This is a genomic window from Citrobacter sp. Cpo045 (assembly GCF_030332875.1).
Classification (GTDB): Bacteria; Pseudomonadota; Gammaproteobacteria; order Enterobacterales; family Enterobacteriaceae; genus Citrobacter; species Citrobacter portucalensis.
Window position 1 is genome coordinate 594,888 of the sequence record NZ_JAOWGZ010000107.1, and the last position, 23,931, is coordinate 618,818.

19 protein-coding genes are annotated in these 23,931 nt (G+C 47.7%); 11 read left to right on the top strand and 8 right to left on the bottom strand.

The window, feature by feature from the left end:
* The first annotated feature begins 14 nt into the window (after positions 1-14).
* Genes OGY13_RS24665 through OGY13_RS24680 form a run of 4 tightly spaced genes read left to right on the top strand, consistent with a single transcriptional unit; the run spans position 15 to position 4,173 of the window.
* On the top strand, positions 15-1,226 hold the full coding sequence (locus tag OGY13_RS24665; protein WP_213752826.1) for a glycosyltransferase family 4 protein: 1,212 nt from the start codon (positions 15-17) through the stop codon (positions 1,224-1,226).
* A gap of 1 nt (position 1,227) precedes the next feature.
* Positions 1,228-2,340: a glycosyltransferase family 4 protein gene (locus tag OGY13_RS24670; protein WP_213752827.1), complete on the top strand. Its 1,113-nt coding sequence runs from the start codon at positions 1,228-1,230 to the stop codon at positions 2,338-2,340.
* Positions 2,341-2,342: 2 nt separating this feature from the next.
* Positions 2,343-2,750 (top strand): hypothetical protein, encoded by a 408-nt coding sequence (locus OGY13_RS24675; protein ID WP_003826052.1) that lies wholly within the window; start codon positions 2,343-2,345, stop codon positions 2,748-2,750.
* A 31-nt stretch (positions 2,751-2,781) separates the two neighbouring features.
* On the top strand, positions 2,782-4,173 hold the full coding sequence (locus OGY13_RS24680) for a DUF4832 domain-containing protein (RefSeq protein WP_213752828.1): 1,392 nt from the start codon (positions 2,782-2,784) through the stop codon (positions 4,171-4,173).
* 46 nt (positions 4,174-4,219) lie between these two features.
* On the opposite strand, the gene galE is transcribed toward OGY13_RS24680, so the two are convergent.
* The 6 genes from galE to melR all read right to left on the bottom strand — a co-directional run bounded on the left by galE (position 4,220) and on the right by melR (position 11,128).
* Complete coding sequence (gene galE / locus OGY13_RS24685; RefSeq protein WP_103285666.1) at positions 4,220-5,236, bottom strand: UDP-glucose 4-epimerase GalE; 1,017 nt, start codon at positions 5,234-5,236, stop codon at positions 4,220-4,222.
* A 67-nt stretch (positions 5,237-5,303) separates the two neighbouring features.
* Positions 5,304-6,242 carry a glucosamine inositolphosphorylceramide transferase family protein gene (locus OGY13_RS24690; RefSeq protein ID WP_213752829.1) on the bottom strand — a complete coding sequence of 313 codons (939 nt, stop codon included), beginning with the start codon at positions 6,240-6,242 and terminating at the stop codon, positions 5,304-5,306.
* Positions 6,243-6,449: 207 nt separating this feature from the next.
* On the bottom strand, positions 6,450-7,085 hold the full coding sequence (locus OGY13_RS24695) for a carbonic anhydrase (protein ID WP_003826059.1): 636 nt from the start codon (positions 7,083-7,085) through the stop codon (positions 6,450-6,452).
* A 154-nt stretch (positions 7,086-7,239) separates the two neighbouring features.
* Complete coding sequence (locus OGY13_RS24700) at positions 7,240-8,412, bottom strand: MalY/PatB family protein (RefSeq protein WP_213752830.1); 1,173 nt, start codon at positions 8,410-8,412, stop codon at positions 7,240-7,242.
* Between the two features lie 123 nt (positions 8,413-8,535).
* Entirely contained in the window at positions 8,536-9,996 is a 1,461-nt protein-coding gene (nhaC, locus tag OGY13_RS24705) for a Na+/H+ antiporter NhaC (RefSeq protein WP_032944663.1), read from the bottom strand.
* A 193-nt stretch (positions 9,997-10,189) separates the two neighbouring features.
* A complete protein-coding gene (gene melR, locus OGY13_RS24710) occupies positions 10,190-11,128 on the bottom strand; it encodes a transcriptional regulator MelR (RefSeq protein WP_003826064.1) in 939 nt (312 codons plus the stop codon).
* Positions 11,129-11,437: 309 nt separating this feature from the next.
* Here melR and OGY13_RS24715 point away from each other — a divergent pair, with 309 nt between their 5' ends.
* Positions 11,438-11,938 (top strand): anti-virulence regulator CigR family protein, encoded by a 501-nt coding sequence (locus OGY13_RS24715; RefSeq protein WP_048215725.1) that lies wholly within the window; start codon positions 11,438-11,440, stop codon positions 11,936-11,938.
* Positions 11,939-12,158: 220 nt separating this feature from the next.
* Complete coding sequence (locus OGY13_RS24720; RefSeq protein ID WP_153686744.1) at positions 12,159-13,571, top strand: tetratricopeptide repeat protein; 1,413 nt, start codon at positions 12,159-12,161, stop codon at positions 13,569-13,571.
* Between the two features lie 56 nt (positions 13,572-13,627).
* Here OGY13_RS24720 and OGY13_RS24725 read toward each other — a convergent pair whose 3' ends face one another.
* Complete coding sequence (locus OGY13_RS24725) at positions 13,628-15,376, bottom strand: sigma-54 interaction domain-containing protein (RefSeq protein WP_213752831.1); 1,749 nt, start codon at positions 15,374-15,376, stop codon at positions 13,628-13,630.
* Positions 15,377-15,757: 381 nt separating this feature from the next.
* Between OGY13_RS24725 and dpaL the strand changes: the two genes are divergently transcribed.
* The 4 genes from dpaL to OGY13_RS24745 all read left to right on the top strand — a co-directional run bounded on the left by dpaL (position 15,758) and on the right by OGY13_RS24745 (position 21,214).
* Positions 15,758-16,972 (top strand): diaminopropionate ammonia-lyase, encoded by a 1,215-nt coding sequence (gene dpaL, locus OGY13_RS24730; RefSeq protein ID WP_020996285.1) that lies wholly within the window; start codon positions 15,758-15,760, stop codon positions 16,970-16,972.
* A 32-nt stretch (positions 16,973-17,004) separates the two neighbouring features.
* The gene (locus tag OGY13_RS24735; protein ID WP_008785574.1) at positions 17,005-18,189 is read left to right on the top strand and encodes a YgeY family selenium metabolism-linked hydrolase; all 1,185 of its coding nucleotides are present in this window, start codon (positions 17,005-17,007) and stop codon (positions 18,187-18,189) included.
* Between the two features lie 67 nt (positions 18,190-18,256).
* Positions 18,257-19,849 carry an N-acyl-D-amino-acid deacylase family protein gene (locus OGY13_RS24740; RefSeq protein ID WP_008785573.1) on the top strand — a complete coding sequence of 531 codons (1,593 nt, stop codon included), beginning with the start codon at positions 18,257-18,259 and terminating at the stop codon, positions 19,847-19,849.
* A 78-nt stretch (positions 19,850-19,927) separates the two neighbouring features.
* On the top strand, positions 19,928-21,214 hold the full coding sequence (locus OGY13_RS24745) for an MFS transporter (protein ID WP_003826074.1): 1,287 nt from the start codon (positions 19,928-19,930) through the stop codon (positions 21,212-21,214).
* Positions 21,215-21,302: 88 nt separating this feature from the next.
* Here OGY13_RS24745 and OGY13_RS24750 read toward each other — a convergent pair whose 3' ends face one another.
* The gene (locus OGY13_RS24750) at positions 21,303-22,475 is read right to left on the bottom strand and encodes a hypothetical protein (protein WP_213752832.1); all 1,173 of its coding nucleotides are present in this window, start codon (positions 22,473-22,475) and stop codon (positions 21,303-21,305) included.
* Between the two features lie 839 nt (positions 22,476-23,314).
* Here OGY13_RS24750 and evgA point away from each other — a divergent pair.
* Complete coding sequence (gene evgA, locus OGY13_RS24755; RefSeq protein WP_008785570.1) at positions 23,315-23,929, top strand: acid-sensing system DNA-binding response regulator EvgA; 615 nt, start codon at positions 23,315-23,317, stop codon at positions 23,927-23,929.
* Positions 23,930-23,931 lie beyond the last annotated feature (2 nt).

Consider the following 23,931-nt stretch of genomic DNA (forward strand, 5'->3'; position numbering starts at 1 on the left):
CTAAGGCTGGCGCAATGAAAGTTTTATTAGTGAATAAGTTTTTTTTCATTAAAGGCGGCGCGGAAACGGTTTATTTTCAAGAGCGCGATATGCTGAAACAGGCTGGTGTGCAGGTTATTGATTTCTCGATGCAGCATGAGAAAAATTTTCCTTCAGACTATGCGGATTATTTCGTCAGCAATGTGGACTACCACAAAGCGAGCAATCTGCTGGGTGGGCTCAAAACGGCGGTTAACTTTATTCATAATTCGCAGGCCTGCAAAAAAATGCTGGCGCTATTAGAAAAAGAGCGCCCGGATATCGTCCACTTTCACAACATCTACCATCAGTTAACACCAGCGTTGATTAAAGTTGCGCGCAATTTTGGCTGCAAAACGGTGCTGACTGCGCATGACTATAAGATTGTGTGCCCTGCGTATTCCATGCTGCGCGACGGCAAGGTGTGTGATTCCTGTATCACCGGAACGGTTTTCAATGCCTTCAGGTATCGTTGTCAGGAAGGTTCAGCCTCAAAAAGTTTACTGCTCTCCCTGGAGGCAACCTGGCAGTACATTGCACAAAACTATCAGGCACTGGATGTGATTGTTTCACCAAGCGTTTTTTTACGCGGTGTCTTGCTGCGCACGCTGCCAAATTCGCGCATTGATGTCATCGTCAATGGCGTTGATGACAGCCGTCCCCTGGCTGAAGTGAGCGATGAGGGCTATATGCTGTACTTCGGTCGTCTGAGCCGTGAAAAGGGCGTGGCAACGTTGTTGGCAGCGCATAAAAAAATGCAGAACAGCGCGCCGCTGAAAGTTGTGGGGCACGGTCCGTTGCATGATGAATTAGCCGCCAAATATCCGGACGTTGAGTTTTTAGGTTATGTGCAACAAGGGGAAGCGCTCGATAAGCTTATTAAGCATGCGCGAGCGGTGATCCTGCCTTCAGAATGCTATGAAAACTGTTCAATGGCGATATTAGAGGCGATGTCCTTAGGCAAGCCGGTTATCGGGTCGCGCATTGGCGGCATCCCCGAACAAATTCGTGACGGTATCGAAGGGATTTTATTCGAACCGGGCAATGCGCAGGAGTTAGCCAATGCGATGGATGCCCTGGCCGACTCGCCAGAGAAAGCGCGGGTCATGGGCTTACTTGGTCGTGCGCGGTTGAGTGAAAAATATGCGCTGAGTAAACATATGGATACCCTCCAGGCGCTGTATAAAGAACTGCTGAGCAGGCCATAGTATGAGTAAAAAAATAACGGTTTTTGGAACGCGTGGTATTCCCGATGTATTGGGCGGTGTGGAGACACACTGTCAGAATCTTTATCCTGCCATTAAACAGCAGTTCGACGTGGATATTTGCGTGATTGCTCGCTCGCCATATGTAAATTACAAACGATCGGTATATAAGAAAGTCGAAACCTACGCGCTGTGGGCACCCAAAAAGCGCTCGCTGGAAGCTATTGTCCATTCCGTTATAGCGGCGTTTAGGACACGTATCGACCATTCAGATATTGTGCATGTCCATGCTATCGGCCCTGGCCTTGTGATCCCACTCTTACGCGTGATGGGTAAGAAGGTGGTTTTTACCCACCACGGGCCCGATTACGATCGCCAGAAATGGGGATTTGTAGCCAAAAAAATATTGTTGCTGGGTGAGCGTTGGGCGGTCAGATATGCCAACGAGGTGATTGTGATTTCTGACGTTATTAATCAACTGATCCAGAAAAAACACGGTCGCTATGATGCGCATTTAATTCACAATGGCGTGAACGAGCCGCGGTTATTATCACAGCTCACCATCGACAATACGCTCTCCCGCTTTGGGCTGCAGCCGAAAAACTACCTCGTGGTGGTTGGACGGTTTGTGGAAGAAAAAGGGATGCATGATGCCATCGCCGCTTATCAACACAGTGGTTTGACCATGCCGTTAGTGTTAATTGGCGATGCGGATCATCCGACCGAATACAGCGTGCGCCTCAAAAAGCTTGCCGCCGACACGCCAGGTGTTGTGATGACTGGTTTTTTACGTGGTGACGAACTTCAGGCGGTGTTTTCGCAGGCTAAAATGTTTGTGATGCCCTCATACCATGAAGGATTGCCCATTGCGCTGCTGGAGGCAATGTCATTTTCTCTTCCGGCCGTCGTCAGTGATATTCCGGCTAACCTTGAAGTTCAACTGCCCGCCGAGGCCTATTTTAAGGTGGGAGATGTAACCGGTCTGGCTGAAAAATTAGGCCAAGGGGCAACAGCAAATAGCGTGGACTATGGTGTATATTTGCAAAACTACAATTGGCATGAAATCGCCAAAAAGACGGTTAACGTCTACCACTCCATTGATAAAGATATAGGTTAATTTTGACCAGTCCTCAAAATCGTCCTCCTGCCATCGAACGGTTTTACGCTCACCTTGATGAGCGGATAGCGGAGGAATTGACCCCTGAACAAAAAGAAGGGGTGGAAAAAGCGCTCCTTGCTACAACCCTGACTTCGCGGCATCAGATCGATATTCGCAGAAGCTTTCCTTTTTTCAGTAAGCGTTATTATCTGGTTTTTTTGTTTGGCAGAGATTTACGCCGCCAGCATCGCCAGGAATCAACCCTGTCGAGAATGTTGCTCACTTTTTTGCTGCTGATTGCCGTGCTATTCGTCACCTGCTGCATATTGCTGACGCTGTATATGATCAAATCCGCGTTAGGTATTGATGTGTTCCAAAATTTTCACGTAGGTATCTGGGACTGGTGGTTAAGCCTGAAAGACCGCTAGCGTTAACAAATTGGTGGAGGACGTCATTGCGATGAAGCGTAAATGGGTTTCTGCGTTGTTGTGCATGTTTTTCCCGCTGACGGTTATGGCCGCATTGACGACCGTTACCCCCAAAGCATTGACGGGCCCGTTAACCAATCCGGGGATTGGCGTGGCAAGTTTTCATCAGGGATACGGTGAAACGCTGGGGCTGGCGGACTATCCCAATACCGGATTTGAATACGAGCGTTTTTACTGGCGGGACCTGGAGCCAGTCGAAGGCCAGTACAATTTTGCGTTGGTGGATGATGCCTTCAAATACGCGGCGGCACATCGCCCTGCGATGAATGTCGGGCTACGATTTATGGCTCTGGCAGAGCCGGAAAGCGGTTCGCAAATACCTGACTGGCTGATTAAAAAAGGCGTGAAAGGAACCTGGACGCCGGATAAAAAGACATTTGCCCCGGATTTAGACGATCCTCTGTTTATTGAATACAGCCAGCGTCTGTTGAACGCATTTGGTAAGCGCTACGATGGTAATGAGAATCTCGCGTTTGTTGATATTGGCATGGTGGGATCGTGGGGAGAATGGCATAACAGCAACTTCCCGAACCTGAAGCCATTACTGGAGCGATACACCACGGCGCAACTGGATCGCTACGTCGCGATGCACTTTTCTGCTTTCCCGGTGACACCAAAAATAATGTTGATAAGCGGCGGTCAAAGTCTGGCGAATGCGGTGGCGCGTGGGGCTGGGTGGCGTGCGGACTGTTGGGGGGATCTGCGCGTATTTTCGGACACCTGGAACCATATGGCTGATGATTACCCGCAGCGATTGCTGGCTGCGCAGCAGAGTTATTCAGGGTTCAACGACGTCTGGAAACGTGCGCCGGTGAGTCTGGAGATCTGCTCGTATATGCAGGACTGGAAGAACACCTTTCACTATACACGTTCTGAAGTGCAGGGGATTTTTGACTGGGCGGTCAAGCAGCACGCCAGTACCATTAACCTGAAATCGAGAACGATACCCAGCGACTATCGACCGATTGTCGACAATGCGCTGACCAAATTGGGCTATCGATTTCGCCTTGCGTCCCTGAGTCATGAGTCCGTGTGGGTCAGCGGGAAAACGCTGATATTGAACAGTACCTGGTACAATGAGGGTATCGCACCGATTTATCTGCCTTACATACTGGCATTCCGGGTCGTAGACAGCGCCAATAAGGTGGTGGCACAGGGGAATTCCGCGGAGGATATTCGCCGCTGGCTCCCCGGTAAGTATCAGGTCAGTTATGCGTTATCTATGCCTGGGCGACTGGCGAAAGGGCAATACGCGATTGAGGTTGCGATGCTGGATAAGTCGGGTGCGGCGAGAATTAACTTTGCCAATGAAGGGAAACAGAGCAGCGGCTGGTACCGGGTGTCAACAATAACGGTACGCTAGTCAGATACAGCAGCGAGCCTGACGGTCAGGCTCGCTGCTGAGAACATTAAATTTGATACCCATTCGGGTTATTTTTTTGCCAGTTCCAGGTGTCACGCATCATTTCATCAAGGTTGTAGATGGCCTTCCAACCTAGCTCTTTGTATGCCAGCGATGGGTCAGACCAACATTCGGCAATATCTCCGGGTCTTCTGGCGACAAACTGATAGTTTATTTTTGTCTGCGCCGCTTTTTCAAACGCCTCAATCAGATTAATCACGGAATAACCAACACCGGTACCGAGATTAATCACTTTGTAAGCCGCGCCTTTGTTCTGGCAATCCAGCGCGGCTAAATGACCGGTCGCCAGATCCATGACGTGAATATAATCACGCACACCGGTACCATCAGGGGTTGGATAATCATTACCGTACACCGACACGGTTTCCAGCTTACCAATCGCGACCTGGGAGATATACGGAACCAGGTTATTAGGGATACCGTTAGGATCTTCACCAATCCGACCCGATGGATGGGCGCCAACCGGGTTGAAATAGCGCAGGCAGGTAATGCGAAAATCGGGTTGTGCACGTGAGAAATCGGCCAGAATTTGTTCGACCATCAACTTAGAGGTGCCGTACGGATTAGTGGTGCCGCCCGTAGGTGATTGCTCGCTCAGCGGCACGCTTTCTGGATTACCATATACCGTGGCAGATGAGCTAAAAATGAAACGATTAACGCCTGCAGCCAGCATTTCATCCAGCAAAACCAGCGTACCGGTGACGTTGTTTTCATAGTAGGCGAGGGGCTCTTTTATCGACTCTGAAACCGATTTGAGTCCCGCAAAATGAATGACATCGGTGATGTTATGGTCGGCGAAAATGTTTTTTAATGCCTGCCTGTCGAGAACATCGGCGATATAGACAATGGGCTCTCTTCCGGTGAGTTCCGCGACCCTGTCCAGCGAGATTCTGCTGGCGTTCGCCAGATTATCGATGACTACGACATCATCGCCTCTTTCCAGTAGCGTTAACACAGTATGTGAACCAATATAACCTGCACCACCAGTGACAAGAATTGCCATACAGACTCCAGAAAAATGCTATAAACCCGAACGATTTTCTACCAATGCCACCCGAGAATCCAGTGAATCAGTTATTTTGCCGGGTAAGGTAAGTGTTTCTGTATTTTATCATACATTTATATGCTATTTTTTTAAAGATTGCCAACAGACTGAACTTATTAACTTTTGTATCATAAACAATATAGTTATTTGAGAAGTTCAGCGTGTGGACGCCGTCACTGTGGTTGATCGACGAATTGATTTGTTCGATCAGAGTTTCAGCAAAATTAGCGTCGTTCAGTGTCACTAATTCTTTGATATAGATTGATTTACCATAAGTTTCCGGCGTGCATTCCTGAGTAAGGAAGTATATTTTGTTATCAACATGATAAGGGGCACCCGCTCCCCGATGATGAGGATTGCTCACCTTCAACGCCGGGGTAATCCGCTGCCATTGTCCATAAATATGATCTGTCGAATGAATAATTATTTCGTTATCCATCGTGGTGGACAACAGATAACAGGTTTCATTAATTGAGATAAATACGTTGTCGGTTAATTTGGTATCAGAGATTAAAACTTTAACTTGCTTCCAGCGTGCAGGGAACTCAATTGACTGAAACAGTATTACCTCTTTTCTTTCTGAAGACTCGGGGATCATGAACAGTTGATCGTTGATATGTATCAGATAAGGGAAAGACAAATGACACTTTAAGTCGTCAAAGCCTTCAAGCCTAATATCTTCAAGTTCAACCAGATCACGGTCAAGAACGCGACATCGTAGCGTGCCTTTTGAGTTACGAAAGCTAAAAGCTTCATAGAAAACATACAGTTTATCGTCTTTTTCAATCAGAAAAGGATCGGCCTGAAATGTATATTTCTTTTTTAACTGCTGCGCAGTGGAATTGCTTAATATCTCCAGAGTGTTGTCGGGGAATAAGTGTGTACCATTATCCTTAATAAGCATGATATCCCACGACTCATGATAAAATATCATATTTATTATTTTTTTTATTTTTGCTTGCATTCGTACCGGCTCCTTTTTATCGCCTGCACCATGTATGAACAGCTGTTTGCGACTCAGTGAATGAGCCTGCCGCAATGTTGTATAAATGTGCGAAAACCGATGTGGAACACCAGTGGCTACTTTAAAACTAGTCGCGAGCCCGTTTTTTGTCCACTAACAGAAATAGGGAGAGGAGATGTCCAGAGCATCCTTGCTCCAGTGGGGGAATTACTCGAAATGCACCTGCGGGTTATCTGCAAGGGAAACGTAGGTTTTGCTGTTTTTATCCAGGGTACGGATTTCACCGCTTTCGATGTCATACACCCAACCGTGCAGACGAAGCGCATTATTGCGCAGCCCAACCGCGACACAAGGATGCGTTTTAATGTTGTTAAGCTGTGCGATAACGTTCTCTTCCACCATGGCGTTAACTTTATCGATTGGGTTATCCCAGGTTTTTTTATCGACCACGGCTTTCGCGGCATCGGCATAGTGCAGCCAGTGAGCGACAGCGGGCATCGGATCCAGGGGCTGGCTATCGGCAATGGCTTTCATCGCGCCACAATTGGAGTGACCGCAGATGACGATATCCGTTACGCCAAGTGCGACAACCGCGTATTCGATGGTTGCGGATACACCACCTGGTTCCGGACCAAATGACGGTACGATATTACCGGCGTTGCGGATAACGAAAAGCTGTCCTGGATCTTGCTGAGTAACGAGTTCTGGAACCAGGCGGCTATCGGAACAGGAGATGAAAAGTGCCTTAGGATTCTGGCTGGATGCCAGGCTGCGGAAGAGTTCCTTGCGTTGAGGGAAAATCTCTTTTTGGAAGTTGAGGAAGCCCTCGATGATATGTTGCATAGCAGTGTCTCTTGTCTCTGTTTAAGCAGGTTATGATGAAGATCACACTTTCCAGTTTAACACCAGCCGACAGAAGGGAAAGACTTTATAGCAGTTCAGCAACATCTTTGGATAATTTTGCCCCACCGTGGCAGGGCAAATCGTGTGATGTACGCTATGCGTTCTGCCATTTCTGGTATGCCGCTTTTAGCCTGTTCATCGCGTCTACCAGTACCGGGCGGGGGCAGCCAACGTTGAGTCTCATGTGCCCCTCTCCACCAGGACCGTATTGCGCCCCAGGTGACAGGCCAAGCCTGGCGTCATGCACAAAAAAAGCGCTTAGCTGCTCATCGCTGAGATCCATTTTTTCCGCATTCAGAAATAACAGATACGACGCGCCGCCATACACTATTGAGATCAAAGGACAGTGCTTTTCGATTTCACTTTTTACAAACGCTACATTGTCGGCCAGATAGGCCAATAGTCTCTGGTGCCAGTCGGCACAATGGGTAAAAGCGCTATAAATGGCCGCCTGCTGCAATGAATGCGTCTCGGCAAGGTAGCAGTTATCCAGAAAGTGGTAGAACTGATGGCGTAATTCATCATTCTTAATAATGGCGATTCCGCCCTGGATCGCAGCCGTATTGAAGGTCTTGCTGATGGAAGTAAGCACGATTGACCGACTATCTGGTGCTTCATCAACAGTAAAAAACGGCAAATGGCGCTTTCCTGGCAGGGTTAAATCACTATGCACTTCATCAGACAGAATGATGACGCCAGCCTGCTGGCAATAGTGGCTTATTTTTTCCAACGTTTCCCGCGACCACACCATTCCACCTGGATTATGCGGTGAAGGGAACAAAAACATTTTGCACTGCTTGAGTTTCTCTCTGAAATCATGCCAGTCAAATTCATAGTGCCCGTTTTTCTCAATGAGGCGCGTCTGAATCAAATTCCTACCGCTGGTGTTTACCAGATTAGGATAGGGATCATAGATTGGCGTACAGGTTAAAATATTATCGCCTGGACGGGTAAGCGCCATTAAAGAGAGTACGATAGTTTTTATAACACCGGGAATAAAATGTAACCAGTGTGCCTTGATATCGGCATCATACTGTTGTGCATACCAATGAATAACAGATTCTTTCCATTGTGGATAATCCAGGTTATAGCCTTGCACAGGCTGCGACACCACCGAACGCAGCGTGCTCATGATTGGCTCTGGTGTCGCAAAATCCATATCTGCAATCCACAGCGGTAATACATCGGTGGTACCGTACATCTGTTGTAATTGCCCGTATTTACGACAATTAACATCCCTTGTGACAATATCATCAAACAAAGACATTGTTGACTCCTGGAAAGTCTCTGAAAATAGTGTAAGCAACGCAAAAGCGAAGAATGTTTATGTATATCTAATGGATATATTTAATTTACCCTGGTGATAGCTAATATTTAACTATTTAGTCGTTTATGATTTTTGCTCAACCATATTCTCAGTGGCTTCATTGGGCTCATATTTAGCAATGCCAATACCGGTTGCCGCCCACAGTAGGGCAAAGATGACACCGCTGTAACAGAGGATTGCCCAGGGCAAGTAATCAAGCGTGGCAACGCCCAGCATAGTGGCGCAATAAACGCCTGAGGCAGACCAGGGGATAATCGGTTCGACAACGGTTCCGGCATCTTCAGTGGTTCGCGAGAGGTTTTTTGCCGCAAGACCTCGTTTTTTGTACTCCTCTTTAAAGGCATCACCGCACAGCAGCAACGGTAAGGTCCCATTTGCCGTGCAGGCACAGATGGTAAATGTCGTCACAATCGTGGTAGCCACCAGGCGGAATGTGGATTTAACGCCTTTTGTCAGCGCGTTTATCACGGTGTGCAGAGAGCCTGTCGCACTCATTGCCCCGGCAAAGCTGAAGGCGCTGAAAACGGTAACGAAGCTGCTAAACATTGAAATAGCGCCGCCTCGCTCCAGTAAGCGGGAAACATCGGAAGACAGTGTCGGCAGATTATCTCCGGTAAGCATTGCGAGCTTAAAGCCACTGACCACGGATTCGCCGACAGAGGATGCCGTAAATTGCTGAAAGACTAACGCTAAAATCATTGAGACTATCGTAGATAAAAAGAGCATCGGAATGGGCGGTCTTTTTGACAGTGAGCCATATAAAACGATGATCGGCGGAAGTAGCAGCAGAATATTAAAGTGATAAATCTGACCAATAGAATTCATCAAGTTGGTAATGTTTTCTGGCGCGCTGGACGAGGCATCAATGCCCATGCCCATATAGCTGTAAACGACGCAGCAAATAATAAAACCCGGGCCGGTAGTCCACAGCAGGTGGCCGATATGCGAGTACAGGTTTACCCCGGCAGCCAGTGCAGCCATGTTGGTTGAATCAGAAACCGGTGAGAGCTTATCACCAAACCAGCAGCCTGAAACAATGGCACCAGCGGCAATGGGCAGCGAGACATTCAGACCAATCGCTACGCCAATCATGGCAATACCAACGGTCCCGATAGAACCCCAGGAGGTACCGGTGCATACTGAGATTAGTGCCCCCAGCATAAATGCCGAAATATAGAAATACTGCGGGTTAATCCACTTCAAACCATAATAAATCATCATTGGAATAGTGCCTGACACCATCCATGCGCCAATTAAGAAACCGATACTGGCGACAATTAATATGACCGGCAGCGCTTCAGATATTTTATTGCAAATAGATTGTAGAATGTCATCCCACGTGTAGCCGTGAGCGATGGCGATAAACGAGGCGGTTGCCGTTCCCATCAGGATCATGGGTTCAGCACGAATATTGAAGATAAAATATCCGATGCTAATCCCGCCCAGCATGACTACCATGGGTAAAACTGACCAAAAGAAAGACAATGGCTTTCTGTTATTGGCGGTGCAGTTATTTAATTCCATAATTCCATCCCAATCGTTAATGGTTGAACACGTCAAATAAATACCTGCTACAGGTCACTCATGTCTGAGCAACATAGTTGCCAGAGCTCATGGCTGAACCCTATTTTATTAACTGCTGCAGATTATCTTTTTTGACCTGCTATTCTGGTGCTTATATTTTAGTAGTAAGGTAAGAGAACGTTTGTTGAATAAATTACCCCTCGGCATAAGGTGAATGATGTCGGCGTTGTTGACTCAATTTGCGATACTGCTGTGGCGGCATGCCGACGTATTTATGGAACGAGCTGTAGAATCGACTGCTGGAGCGAAATCCTGCAATTGTAGCGATATCCAGAATTGTTTTATCCGTATCGCTGAGTAAAGCCCGCACATGGTTAATGCGCATCGCGGTAATATACTGTTTCATCGTCAGTTGCATCACCCGGTGAAAAATACCCATCGCATAATTGGGATTGAGCTTTACGTGTTCGGCAATAGCATCGACAGTAAGCTGTTTGTCGCAGTTGGCGGCAATAAACTCCAGCATCTGGCTTACGTAAAACTGTGAATGCCGTGAAATACTGTTTTTCTGGGTGCGCGACGTTTTGTTACCCAGTACCGGCCGCCAGCCAGCGAGGCTAAAGCGCTTGAGCATCAGCGCGATTTCATCAATGGCTAACTGGCGAATTTGTTCGTTATCGCTATTGAGTTCATTCTGCCAACGCTGTACTTCAAACGCGCTCAGTTGCTGTGAAGCCAACGAAGTAATCACCATCCCGTGGGTCACGTGATTAATCAGCTCCCTGTCCAGCGGCCAGGACAAAAACAGATGCATCGGTAAGTTGAAGATGGCCATCTGTTTACAGTGCCCGGCATCCGTGAGTTGATGGGGAGTACAGGCCCAGAACAAGGTGATAAAACCCTGTTTGCTCTTCACCACTTCGTCATTAAAGAGATACTCCACATCACCATCAAATGGCACGTTCACCTCAACCTGGCCATGCCAGTGGCTGTAGGTCATAGCCAGCGGCGCCCGCAGTTCGACATCCATACGCTGATACTCGGAATAGAGCGCCAGCGGACTTCGCGACTTTTTCTCATAGCTACGACACATATGAGGGTCGAGCGGCAGCTGCGGGGTACTTTTTGCCATTATGGTTGGGTTCCTGGATAGTGATTCCGGCCATGGGGTAACGCCAAAGCATGAACATAGCTTAACCGAAAAAAAACGTCGTTTTCTCTCCATTTTCGCGAAGTTATTCCCAAAAACTCAGATCCTGTGCCTGTCGCTTGCCGATCTGAGATAGCGGGAATGGCGAGCTGTAATCTCAAAAACGCTCAATCTGGGGAGCCCATGGCAAAGCAACATCGTTTATTTGCCCATAAATCGGAGTTGAAGCGATAGCCAGTATTCAGCGAATACCGTACATTTTTATTTGTATCCACAGCTTAAGGAATCATCATGTCCAGGCTCCGTACTTTGGCCGCGGCGGTAGTTGCCGTTGCTGCGATGACGATGTGTGCCACTCCTGTGTTGGCTAACCCCGGTAATGGCAACGGAAATGGTAACAGTGGCAACCATGGTAATAGCGGGAACAAGGGGAATAGTGGTCATAGCCAGAAAGGACACGCGGACCAAAAAAATAACGCACAATCAGAACAGCGTAAAAATTATGGTAAGCCGGACCATGTTGATAGTGACATCAGCTATAACGTGGCCAGGCAGTATGCTGTCAGATACGGTCTAACGGGCTATAAGTCACTGCCTCCAGGTATTGCCAAAAATCTGGCGCGAGGAAAACCGCTTCCTCCGGGGATCGCCAGGAAGAGCGTTCCGCCATCAATGTTGAATCAACTTCCGTATTACCCGGGCTATGAATGGCAGGTTATTGGCGATAATCTGGTGCTGATTGCACTGAGCACGGCGATTGTCACCGCTGTTATTAATGGTGTGTTTGATTAAGTTTCAACGCCATGTCCAGACGAAAGGCTATGTTATTAACATGGCCTTTTTGTTGTGCATTATTCACTAAGGATCACCCGCATAGTCAAAGAATTATATTTTGCACATTTCCCAGTTAATATCTGATAGTTCTGACATGGATCACAATCGCAGTTAAATAAGTTGGCTTGCCGTTGGAGCATCTCCATTATGTGCCTTTTCTTAACAAGGATTACGTTTTATGAACATTCGGCCTCTCCTCGCCTTCACTTTTATCGGAATATTGTGGGGTGCGGGATCTTCACAGGGACAAGCAAAAGAGTGGAATAAAGAACCTGTGGCTGTTTTACAGCAGGGTGCTGAGGCGGGGGATGCGCAGGCGCAGTTTGTGCTTGCAACCGTGTACTTAAAAGGTAAAGAGGTAGAGCAGAATTTCAGTAAAGGCAGCGAGTGGCTGACCAAATCGGCTGAGCAGGGTAATGCGAGTGCCCAGCATCTGCTTGCACTGATGTACTACGAGGGCAAAGGCGGCCTGAAAGATGACAAGAAAGCGGCCGAATGGTTTAGCAAAGCGGCGGCCCAGGGGAATGTCGATGCCCAATACTATCTCGGTGTGCTGTATTTCGAAGGTAAGGGCGTGCAGCAGAATGACAAGAAAGCTGTTGAATGGCTGACACGTGCGGCTGAGCAGGGCAATCTCGATGCGCGTTATCTGCTCGCCTTAGTCTACTTTGATGGTGAGGGCGCGCGCTGGTATGACGGTAAGGTCATTGAGTGGTTTGACAACGAAGTCGGAAAAGGCAATAAGCAGGCCGTCGAGTGGTTAAGCATTGCTGCCGAGCGCGGAAACTATCATGCCATTGAGTGGCTCCATCGTGCGGTTGAGAAGGGCAATCCTGACGCAAAGCGTTTCCTTGAAAGTAAGGCATCGCTATTAGAGGGCTACAACACCGTTAAGTCATTGAGTAAAGCGGCTGAACGAGGGGATGCCAAAGCGCAGGGATTACTGGGCAGAAAGTACTTTGAAGGTGATGGTGTCGGTCTGGATACTGACAAAGCTTTCGCGCTGTTTAAACAGTCCGCCAGTAAAGGGGACGCGCTGGGCCAGAGCATGCTCGGCGCGATGTATTACCTTGGCGAGGGGGTTGGTGTGGCTCAGGACCACAAAAAAGCGTTTGAGCTGTTTAATCAGGCAGCTCTTCAAGGGGATATGCTGGCCCAGGGCATGCTTGGCATGATGTACGCAAAAGGAGAGGGAACGGCCCAGGACAATAAAAAAGCGGTGGAGTGGCTGGAGAAAGCCGCGGCCCAGGGAGATGCAGGCTCGCAGAAAGATCTTGGCTTGATGTATTTAGAAGGTAATGGCGTCGCTCAGGATGATAAAAAAGCCGCTGAGTGGTTTGAACAGGCCGCAAGAAAGGGAAATGCGGAAGCTCAGGGGATGCTGGGAACCATGTACCTTGAAGGCAAAGGGGTAACTCAGGATTATGCTCAGGCGTATATCTGGAGTGCGGTGGCCTTTGCTAATGGGAATTCTGATGCACAAAATGGACTGGATATCGCGCAGAAGAACCTGAATCCGACAGCCCTGAAAGAAGCTGACGACAAGGCCAGACGCTATTTCGAGCAGCATCGAAATCAATCGGCCCTGTAACGCGCTCGGTTGCACAGTATGGTTTTACGTGAGCCTCTTCGTTAAGAGGGGGAGGCTCACAAACCGTACAGTTTTATTTTTCTATAGAGCGTGGCAATGCTGATCCCCAGTTCTGTCGCGGCTTGTTTTTTCCCCTCAACGCTTGAGCCGAATCGCTGGATGACGTTTTCGATAGCTTCCCTTTCCGCCTGTTTTCCTTTGCTGGCAAGCTGACGGGGTTGCGCGGTCATCGTCGTTTTTCTACCGTCAGCGGCGCTGAGCAGGTAGGGGGGAAGATGGCTGGCGTTGATCCCGGCGGCTTCTCCGCGCATCACAAAAATGTATTCGATCACGTTGCGTAATTCACGAATGTTGCCCGGCCAGTGCCAGGCATAAAGGCGGTTAATAACGTCATCAGGCAGTTTTTGCGGTGGTCGCTGGTAACTGACCGAGAACTCATCGGCAAAATACTGTGCGAGGACCGCAATATCAGCACGGCGTTCACGCAGGGATGGAAGTACCAGAGGGACCACATTCAGGCGATAGAAAAGATCTTCGCGAAACTGATTATTCTCCACCATCGCATTAATGTTTTTGTTGGTCGCGGCAATAATGCGCACATCAATATTGATGGTGTTATTAGAGCCAACGCGGGTGATCGCCTTTTCCTGCAAGACCCTGAGCAGCTTAGCCTGCAGATGCAACGGCATATCGCCAATTTCATCCAGAAACAGGCTGCCGCCGTTGGCCAGTTCAAATTTTCCCATTCGTCCTTTGGGATCGGCCCCGCTGAATGCGCCACGAACATAACCAAACAGTTCGCTTTCCAGCAGTTGTTCGGGGATAGCCGCGCAGTTGATTGTCACGAAAGGCGCGGCTTTACGTGGACTGCTTTGGTGAATGGCAAAAGCCACGACCTCTTTCCCCGAGCCACTTTCCCCGGTGATGAGCACGCTGGCGTAACTGTTGGCGATTTTACCGATGGTGCTTCTGAGTTGCTCCATTGAGGGAGAGTGACCAATCAGTCGCACCTGCATGTCAGACTCATAAGGGGATGGAGTAAGGTTACTCAGGTAGTCGTGTGCATCACGAAAGATAACCATGGTTAAGCGATCGTTATCCTGTGAGGAGAGCGAAATTTGTTTGCACAGTACATGATGTTTCTGACCTTCAAGTGTCAGCCACGCTTCTTCATCGCCATACAGGCTGTCTCCGGTTGTTTCAATGGTCAGTGGTAATCCCTGAACCTCACGGTTGAGGATGCGGTCGGCTGAATGATTGGCATGCCAGATAAGACCCTTGCCATCAATCGCCACCACGCCGCGGTCCATAGCATCGATCAGAAGCCGAAATGCGCCAAGCGTTTCCTGCGCGCGTAAACGCTCCAGGCATTCAAAGACCTTACTGGAGATCATTACGGCGATTTGCTCAATAAAGGTGACAAATTTATCAATCTGGCTCAGTAACGTGTCACGCTGTGCCTGGGTTGAGCAAATAATCCCGATCACGCCAATCACGCGATTATTGAGAAAAATTGGTGCGTTCAAATCCAGCATTTCAGAACAGTAGTGGTGTTTTTCACATAACTGACACAGCGGATGCTCGCCGGGATTTTTGATCAGTACCGTTTCTCGCACCTGCAATACGTGACGATAGATGTAGCCATTTTTGGCCACGTTCTCATTGAGCATATGCCGGTATTTCCCGGTACCCGCGATGCGTATTAAAGATTCATCAATGATTTCAACGTCCGTGCCCGTTATGCCAGAAATAGCGTCGGCATAATTGCATATATCATCCTGAATATTGCTGAGTACTGAAATCATGGTACTTCTCCGGCAGTGTGTCGCATTTCTCAAGGAAAATGATAAATAGGCGAAGCAATGCAAAAATGATTTGCGAAAAATCAATCTATCACGCTGTTTTTGGATGTTTTTCTTATTTTATCTTCAGCGATCACACTATTTATCAATAATGAGAATTTATCAAAATGAGGCGATAAACTGACGCAGTGATATTTTTTGGTGTCAATTTTTATTTCTATTTAATTTATTGAAATTAAAGTCTTTATTAAAATATTCATAAGAATTTACTCGGTTAATAAAAAGCTGGTAAGCATTTTGCTCTATTACCAATACCGATAACGGAAATATCTCTGTATTGCACCGATTACAGGGAATGAAATACCAGGACAATGAGGTTTTATGATGCAGGAAAACTTATCATTTTTTATTAACCAGACACCGTTTACCGAACATCCGAACGCGCCGTTGGCACCGTTTAGCCGCCAGGAACTGGTAAAAGCGTTGAATTTTCATCGGTCTATTCCGGGTTACGCGCCGACGCCGCTGTATACGCTACCGGCGCTTTCACAAAAACTGGGCGTAAAAAATATCTACCTCAAAGATGAATCTCAGCGTTTTGGCCTGAAAGCCTTTAAAGCGCTGGGTGGCTCCTATGCGATGGCGTGCCATATCGCTGAATTAGTTGGTAAGGATATCAGCGAACTGCCGTTTGACGTGATGACCAGCGAAGAGGTACGCCACGATCTGCAAACCGTCACATTTGCCACCACTACTGATGGCAACCACGGTCGCGGCGTGGCATGGATGGCGCGCCAACTGAAGCAAAACGCCGTGGTGTATATGCCGAAGGGCTCTTCGCAGCAACGTCTGACCTCTATCCGTAACGAAGGCGCTACCGCTGAGATCGTCGATATGAACTATGACGATGCGGTTCGTATGACCGCAGAACAGGCCGAAAAGTATGGCTGGATTGTGGTGCAGGATACCGCGTGGGAAGGATACGAAAAGATCCCGCAGTGGATTATGCAGGGCTACGGCACGCTGATGCTGGAGGCGATAGATCAGCTGCATCAGGTTGCGCCGACTCACATTTTTGTGCAGGCAGGCGTCGGCTCGTTTGCCGGAATGGTTCAGGGAATGGTGACGGCAGCCTGGGGGGAGAATCGCCCGAAAGTGATCGTCGCTGAAGCGTTAATTGCCGATTGCCTCTACCGCTCAGCCCGTTCGAAAGAGGGGGATGCCATTGCGGTGGGCGGTGATTTACAAACCGTGATGGCCGGTCTCGCCTGCGGTGAGGCGAACAGTATCGGCTGGAAACTGCTGCGCGATTATGCCAATGCATTTGCCTCCTGTCCTGATGAAGTTGCAGCGTTGGGCATGCGCATGTTGGGCAACCCGCTGGCAGGCGATCCACAGATTATTTCGGGTGAGTCAGGTGCGGTTACTACCGGTCTGCTGGCGCTGCTGATGACCTCGCCTGAACTGGCGCAAACGCGTGAGCAACTGGGGCTGGATGCGCACTCTCGTGTGCTGTTAGTCAGCACCGAAGGGGATACCGACCCGCAACAATATCTGGATATTGTCTGGGGCGGTCAGTACCCGGGCATCAACAAATAATTCCCTGATTGAGAGATATAACGGAGAAACCCATGTTATCTGCAAACCGCATTGAAGAAGTCATTAAAAACTGTCAGGCGCTGATCCAACAAAAAAGTTATTCCGGTCAGGAAGGGGAAGTGGTTAATGCCATAAAAACAATGATGCAGCATTACCAATTCGATGACATTCACGTTGATAAGTACGGCAACATTGTTGGCGGCATTGTCGGCAACCAGCCGGGGAAAACGCTGGTTCTCGATGGACATATCGATACCGTGCCGGTGAATGAAGAGAAGTGGTCCCGCAACCCATACGGCGGCGATATTGAAGATGGCAAAATTTATGGTCGCGGCACAACTGACATGAAAGGTGCCGTGGCGGCGATGATCTCCGCCGTGGGCTTTTTCGGTCAGGACAATCAGCGAAATTTTGCCGGGAAAATCTACGTTGCGTGCATCGTGCATGAAGAGTGTTTTGAAGGTATTGCTGCCCGCCTGGTCAGCGAGCGCTATAAACCAGACTACGTGATCATCGGTGAAGCTTCCGAGTTAAACCTGAAAATTGGTCAGCGTGGCCGCGCTGAGATTGTGGTCGAAACCTTTGGTAAGCCCGCGCACTCCGCTAACCCACAGGCGGGGATTAACGCGGTGTACAAAATGGCGCAATTGATCGACAAAATTCGCACGATCACTCCGCCGACGCATCCGGTTCTGGGGCCTGGCATTCTGGAACTGACCGACATTAAATCTTCGCCGTACCCGGGAGCCTCGGTGGTACCGGATTACTGTCGCGCAACCTACGATCGCCGTTTGCTGGTGGGTGAAACCAAAGAAAGCGTGATTGCTCCGCTGGAAAATGCGCTTGCCGAACTTATTGCTCAGGATCCGCAGTTTAAGGCCCGAGTGTCCTACGCGGTGGGTCAGGAGTCTTGCTATACCGGCGCCACGATTGAGGGAGAGCGTTTCTTCCCTGGCTGGGTGTACGACGAGTCCGACGAATTTGTGCAGGCAGCGTTAGTGGGCATTCGCGAGGCTGGCTTTAATCCAACCATTACGCAGTACTCATTTTGTACCAACGGTAGCCACTATGCGGGCGAAGCGGGAATCAAAACCATCGGCTTCGGTCCTTCACGAGAAAACCTGGCACACACCATTGATGAGTATATCGAGATCGATCAGTTAACCGGCTCGGCCAGCGGCTATTACAGCATCATCCAGACACTCTATCGCCAATAAAAATAAAGATAACCACCTCTTACCTTACAGGCGGTGTCGCTCAGCAGCACCGCCATGGAGAATAACGATGAAAACCATTTTCAAAAACGGAAATGTAATCGATGGGACGGGCAGTGAAGGCAGAATTGCCGATGTGATGGTTGATGAAGGACGTATTGTCGAAATCGGTCAAATTGAGGTTGGCATCAATGAACAGGTAATTGATGCAACAGGAAAAATTATATGCCCTGGCTTTATCGATACCCATACGCACTCTGACCTGTCGGCCATTATTAACCCCGCGCTGTCGGCAAAAATTCGTCAGGGTATCACCACCGAACTGTTGGGCCAGGATGGCGTCGCCTTAGCACCGCTACCTGAAGAATATATTCCAGCCTGGCGTAAAAATATCGCAGGACTGGACGGTGACACCGACAAAATTGACTGGAAGTATAAAAATACAGACGGTTATCTCAATCTGCTGGCATCGCGTCATCCGGCGACAAACCTCGCGTATTTAGTTCCTCATGGCAACGTGCGCATGGAAGCGATGGGTCTGGATGGGCGTCCTTCAACCCGTGAAGACGTGGCGAAGATGTGTGAAGTCCTTGAGCGGGAGCTAAAGGCCGGGGCATTTGGACTTTCCACAGGACTTATCTATATGCCTTGCGCCTTTGGTGATACTGCCGAAATGATTGAACTGTGTAAGGTCACGGCGAAATATGACGGGATCTTTGTGGTGCATCAGCGCAGTGAAGCTGACGATATTATCAACTCAACCCAAGAACTGATTGATATCGCCAAAGCCACCGGCGTCTGGCTACATATTTCGCATATGAAAGTTTGCGGCAAGAAAAACTGGGGGCTGATCGACCAGATGCTGGGCATGCTGGAACAGGCGCAGGAAGAGGGAATTCGTATCTCTTTCGACCAGTATCCGTATGTGGCGGGCAGTACGATGCTTGGCGTGATCCTGCCGCCCTGGGTTCACTCCGGTGGTACGGACAAATTACTTGAGCGTCTCGCCTCGCCCGAACTGCGCGCCAAAATGATTGATGATATTCAGCAGGGTATTCCTGGCTGGGATAACTTTATCGATTTTGCCGGCTTGGACCAGATTTTTGTCACCAGCGTGAAAACGGCAAAAAATCAGGATGCTGTCGGTTTGAACCTCGTCCAGTTGGGCGAGCTGCGCGGAAAAGATCCTTACAACGCCACCTTCGATCTGCTCTTTGAAGAGGAAAACGCCGTGGGGATGGTCGACTTCTACGGTACCGAAGAGCACGTGATTAAGTTTCTCTGTCGACCTGAGCAAAACGTCTGTACCGACGGCTTAATGGGGGCTGGCAAACCGCACCCGCGCGTGTTTGGCGCATTCCCTCGCGTACTCGGTAAATATGTCCGTGAAGAGGGATGTCTGAGCTGGGAAGCGGCAATCCGCAAGATGACGGGAAAACCTGCTGAAGTATTGGGTTTGCAGGATCGCGGGCTGCTGAAGGTGGGTTATGCAGCGGATATTGTGATGTTCGATCCGAACACAATTACGGATAAAGGCACTTTTGTGGAACCCAATCAGTACCCGGAAGGGATTGAAATTGTCATGGTTAATGGGCGCATTGCCTTAATCAATGGCACGGAAAGTTATGCCTGTAGCGGTACGGTTATTAGAAAACAATATTAATAAATAACGCTAAACACGCATGGATCTATCGCGACTATTTATGGCCGCGGTAGATTACTACACCCTAAGGACATCACAATGAACCTACAAACGTCTTTACCTTCAGGTAAACCCAAGACCTGGAAAGCAAGATATACCGTCCTGACCCTGATCTGGCTGGCGTGGCTGCTCTCTTTTCTCGACAGAATGGTGATGAGCGTTTCGCTCCCTTATATTGGCAAAGATTTAAATCTTGATACGACTCAACAAGGTTTAATTATTAGCGCCTTTTTTATTGGTTATGCTGCGTTTCAAATTCCCGGTGGATTACTGGCGGATAAATTTGGCTCGCGCAAAATCATGGCCATTGGTATTGCATGGTGGTCTGTGTTCACCAGCTTAACCGGCGCTGTGCTGACGCTGCCGCTGATGTTAGCAGTACGATTCTTCTTTGGTATCGGTGAGGGATGTTTCCCGTCGGCCTCATGGAAGATGATATCAACCTATTTCCCGTCGAAAGAGCGTGGTCGCGCCACGGCGATTCAGTCAACGGTTAACACCTTAGGCCCAGCGCTGGCGGTAGTTGTGGCGGCAAGCATCATCGGGGCATTTGGCTGGCACATGGTTTTTATCGTGCTGGGTATTCCCGGTCTGTTTATCGCGGCAGGTATCTACTTATTTACGCGTGACAACCCGAAAGATCACCCTGCCATTACGCAGCAAGACCTGGCGGAGCTGGCTGCTGACGATCAGGGGAGCCTGCAAAACACCAGCGCTATCGCGTTTAAAGACGTACTCAAAATGCCAGTGCTCTGGCAAATGGCCAGTATCTGGTTTTTGTTTGATATTACCTTCTGGGGTTTTTCAACCTGGCTACCAAGCTACCTGATTACCGTACGAGAGTTTTCTCTGGCAAAGACCGGTGTCATGGCGGCCATTCCCTTCCTGTTCGGGGCAGGCGGAACATTATTAGGCGGTTATTGCTCAGACAAATTCAAACCCCAGCGTAAAACGCTGTATGTCGTAACCTCTGTTATTGCCGCGGGATTCCTGTATCTGACTTTCAGCGTGAGTAGTGCAGATATGGCGGTGGTTTATCAGTGTGTCTCAGCCCTGTTCATGTTCTTTGCCATGGCGACGTTCTGGGGCATTCTGATGGATACGATCCCGAGCAACATCATGGGGCGGGCATCCGGTATTGTTAACTTTGGCGGCCAGATGGCAGGGGTTGTATCAGCGCCGATCATCGGCTGGCTTATTCAAAGTAGTGGCGGAAGCTATAACAGCGCCTTTATCTTTATGATTGCTGCACTGTTGTGCTCAGCTGTCGTTACGCTGACAGTCAAAAGCTCGCACGCAGTGGGAGCGTTGCCCAGTAAAGCCTGATTAATGTCTCTCTCTTGTGGCTCTGCTGTTCCAGAGCCACATTAAGGATGACGGAAATAAGTGATTAAGAGCCTATCCCATTAGGCTCTTAGTGGAAACTCAGGAATCGGTTTGAAAGAAATGCAGAGGATCTTTTAATCGTTTTCTCTAAGGAAAACAGTATAGGATTTTGTAAACTACAAAAATGAGATGTTTTGTTATCTCTTTTATCTATAACAGGAAAGGGGTAAAAAACCTTATTTTTAGGGAAGCATTCTGTATAAATGCTCATATGGTTTAATACTTCGCTGTTCAATGGTTTGGCCTTGTTACATATCTCGTTGGCGAATGCGCTGCATTTGCTGCAATTACAACGACATGCAGAATAGTCAGTCGAGATGAGGGAATCATTATTGCCAATGTTAAATCCTAGCTTTCCTCGCCGGATATAAGCATCCATTATTCCACTGGCTTCATATTTTAGCAGTAATCCCTCCCGTTCACTCCGCGTTAAAGATGGCGATAATATATAACTCAGCAATAAGGTGGTTCTTTCATTTATGGATGGATATAGATTTAAATTGTTGTTCTGTTTCGTCTTAATGATGAAATAGGACGCGATGACAAAGCCAAGGCATCGAGCGGTACTCATCTGCAGATCCCAGTTGTCTTTTTGTACGGTATATTCGTAAGTTACAGGCATGAGTGAATGTTCGTACGCTAGAAAGTCGGCAATAAACTCCATGGTCCTGATATACGGAAGTTGGTTGCCATTCATCTTGATGTATTGATGCTGGCAACACATCAAATGAACCAATTCATGAAAGAAAACGAAGTTCATAAAAGAGCGGGCGGTGTTAAGAGATACCTCTACTGAATGTATGTCAACGCGATTGGCTATAATACATAGCGCTGTATCGGCTAAGGCTGTGTGTTTAAATATGGAGGCAAGATCGAGACTGATGTTTAAGTTGTATGTTCCTGCAACAATAATTACCCATGAATAGAATCTGTGATTAATTGCAATATATGCAATATCTTCGTGGATAACTATCTGGATTAATGGTTCATTTTCGTTCACAAAACCCCATACGGTTTTGTTCACCGGGATGAGTGAGTCTTTACCCAGCCAGGCTTCGATCATCAAATCCAGCTCAGTAAATGAGTACCATGTAATATCGGTATCAATATTTTCAGGTGAACACCAGGATTGATAAGGCCATGCGTCAGGCATTGTGTCAGGGAATACAACATTGTTTAATGATTCTCGTATTTGATTCATTTTGCTATACGCCATCAATCAATTGCTTTGCTTACTACCAGAAGAGAAGCGTAACTTGCTGTTCTGGTAACCTATTTTTCTCCTTAGAATGTGAAAGTGATGCTTTTAACGTTGGCCGGTTTTTCTTCCCGCCAGGTTGTGCCAGTGTACGATCCCTCTGGATTTACAGTTTCTCCAAAATTCAGGTTAGTAAAATTGTTATCACCCGAAAGTATGAAAAAATGCTCTATCTTATTTTTTATCAGCGCATCGATGTAACCTGGAAATTTGAAATGCGCTGTTTCTGCTCTATTTAAGCATAAAGACAAGTGTAGGATAATTTCATATAGAAATAAAATTAACAAAGAACTGTCGTAGGCAACGTATTGAAAATAATATTTGTTTTTAATGTAAAGTTGCTGGCATAGAAATGTGCATAGGAATGTCCAACGTAAACGGCTATTTGATGGCGGCTTTCCACCATGCCATCCTAACGGGAGGTTCGTCAGATGAGGGGCATTTTCCGTATTTTTACGGTTCTAATGCTTACTACGCTATTGATATTAATAACTTTGTTAAGAATGAACCCTAATAAATGAAAGACCTGTCCTACATATGTAGGAATTTTCCTTTATGTTGTGTTAATGATTTGATATTTACAAAGGTTCAAAGTTTAATTTTTGTAAATTAAAATGTTACTTTTATGATTTATTCATTCGAATTATGAAAAAATAATAAAATATACGCGTGGCTATGCTAGAATTTTCCTCTTAAAGTCTTGCGTTTATAAAACATAATATTGAAGACTCATCTGCTCTATAGCCATCGCCTCTCTTTATTTATCGGGATTCTTATACGCAATGAACGCGATAATCGTTGACGATCACCCATTGGCTCGCATTGCCATCCGCAACTTACTCGATACCAATGGTATCGCTGTGACCACCGAACTCGATAGTGGGGATCAAGTGGTTCAAACCGTTGAAAAAACTAAACCGGAGCTGTTGATTATCGATGTGGATATTCCGGGTATCAGTGGCATCGAAGTGCTGGAGCAACTGAGAAAGCGGCACTATGCTGGTGTAATCATTATCATTTCAGCCAAAAATGAATTTTTTTACGGCAAACGTAGCGCCGAATACGGTGCTAACGGATTTGTGAGTAAAAAAGAAGGTATGAATAATATTCTTGCCGCAATTGAAGCAGCAAAAAATGGCTATAGCTATTTTCCCTTTTCCCTTGAGCACTTTACTGGTTCATCCGTCAGCGAGCAGGATAAGCTTGATACGTTGTCGAACCAGGAAATGAGAGTATTGCGTTATATCCTTAATGGCATGGATTACAGCACAATTGCCAGCAAAATGAATATCAGTAATAAAACGGTAAGTACCTATAAAAGCCGGTTGATGGAGAAATTAGATTGTTCATCATTAATGGAAATTTATGATTATGCGCAGAGAAATAAAATAGGATAGAG

Coding starts and splice junctions, on each gene's coding strand:
- OGY13_RS24715 (WP_048215725.1), top strand. CDS start 11,438: ATGTCCAGGCTCCGTACTTTGGCCGCGGCGGTAGTTGCCGTTGCTGCG.
- galE (WP_103285666.1), bottom strand. CDS start 5,236: ATGGCAATTCTTGTCACTGGTGGTGCAGGTTATATTGGTTCACATACT.
- OGY13_RS24665 (WP_213752826.1), top strand. CDS start 15: ATGAAAGTTTTATTAGTGAATAAGTTTTTTTTCATTAAAGGCGGCGCG.
- OGY13_RS24725 (WP_213752831.1), bottom strand. CDS start 15,376: ATGATTTCAGTACTCAGCAATATTCAGGATGATATATGCAATTATGCC.
- OGY13_RS24700 (WP_213752830.1), bottom strand. CDS start 8,412: ATGTCTTTGTTTGATGATATTGTCACAAGGGATGTTAATTGTCGTAAA.
- OGY13_RS24670 (WP_213752827.1), top strand. CDS start 1,228: ATGAGTAAAAAAATAACGGTTTTTGGAACGCGTGGTATTCCCGATGTA.
- OGY13_RS24750 (WP_213752832.1), bottom strand. CDS start 22,475: ATGAATCAAATACGAGAATCATTAAACAATGTTGTATTCCCTGACACA.
- OGY13_RS24680 (WP_213752828.1), top strand. CDS start 2,782: ATGAAGCGTAAATGGGTTTCTGCGTTGTTGTGCATGTTTTTCCCGCTG.
- dpaL (WP_020996285.1), top strand. CDS start 15,758: ATGCAGGAAAACTTATCATTTTTTATTAACCAGACACCGTTTACCGAA.
- OGY13_RS24720 (WP_153686744.1), top strand. CDS start 12,159: ATGAACATTCGGCCTCTCCTCGCCTTCACTTTTATCGGAATATTGTGG.
- OGY13_RS24745 (WP_003826074.1), top strand. CDS start 19,928: ATGAACCTACAAACGTCTTTACCTTCAGGTAAACCCAAGACCTGGAAA.
- OGY13_RS24695 (WP_003826059.1), bottom strand. CDS start 7,085: ATGCAACATATCATCGAGGGCTTCCTCAACTTCCAAAAAGAGATTTTC.
- OGY13_RS24740 (WP_008785573.1), top strand. CDS start 18,257: ATGAAAACCATTTTCAAAAACGGAAATGTAATCGATGGGACGGGCAGT.
- melR (WP_003826064.1), bottom strand. CDS start 11,128: ATGGCAAAAAGTACCCCGCAGCTGCCGCTCGACCCTCATATGTGTCGT.
- evgA (WP_008785570.1), top strand. CDS start 23,315: ATGAACGCGATAATCGTTGACGATCACCCATTGGCTCGCATTGCCATC.
- OGY13_RS24735 (WP_008785574.1), top strand. CDS start 17,005: ATGTTATCTGCAAACCGCATTGAAGAAGTCATTAAAAACTGTCAGGCG.
- nhaC (WP_032944663.1), bottom strand. CDS start 9,996: ATGGAATTAAATAACTGCACCGCCAATAACAGAAAGCCATTGTCTTTC.
- OGY13_RS24690 (WP_213752829.1), bottom strand. CDS start 6,242: ATGCAAGCAAAAATAAAAAAAATAATAAATATGATATTTTATCATGAG.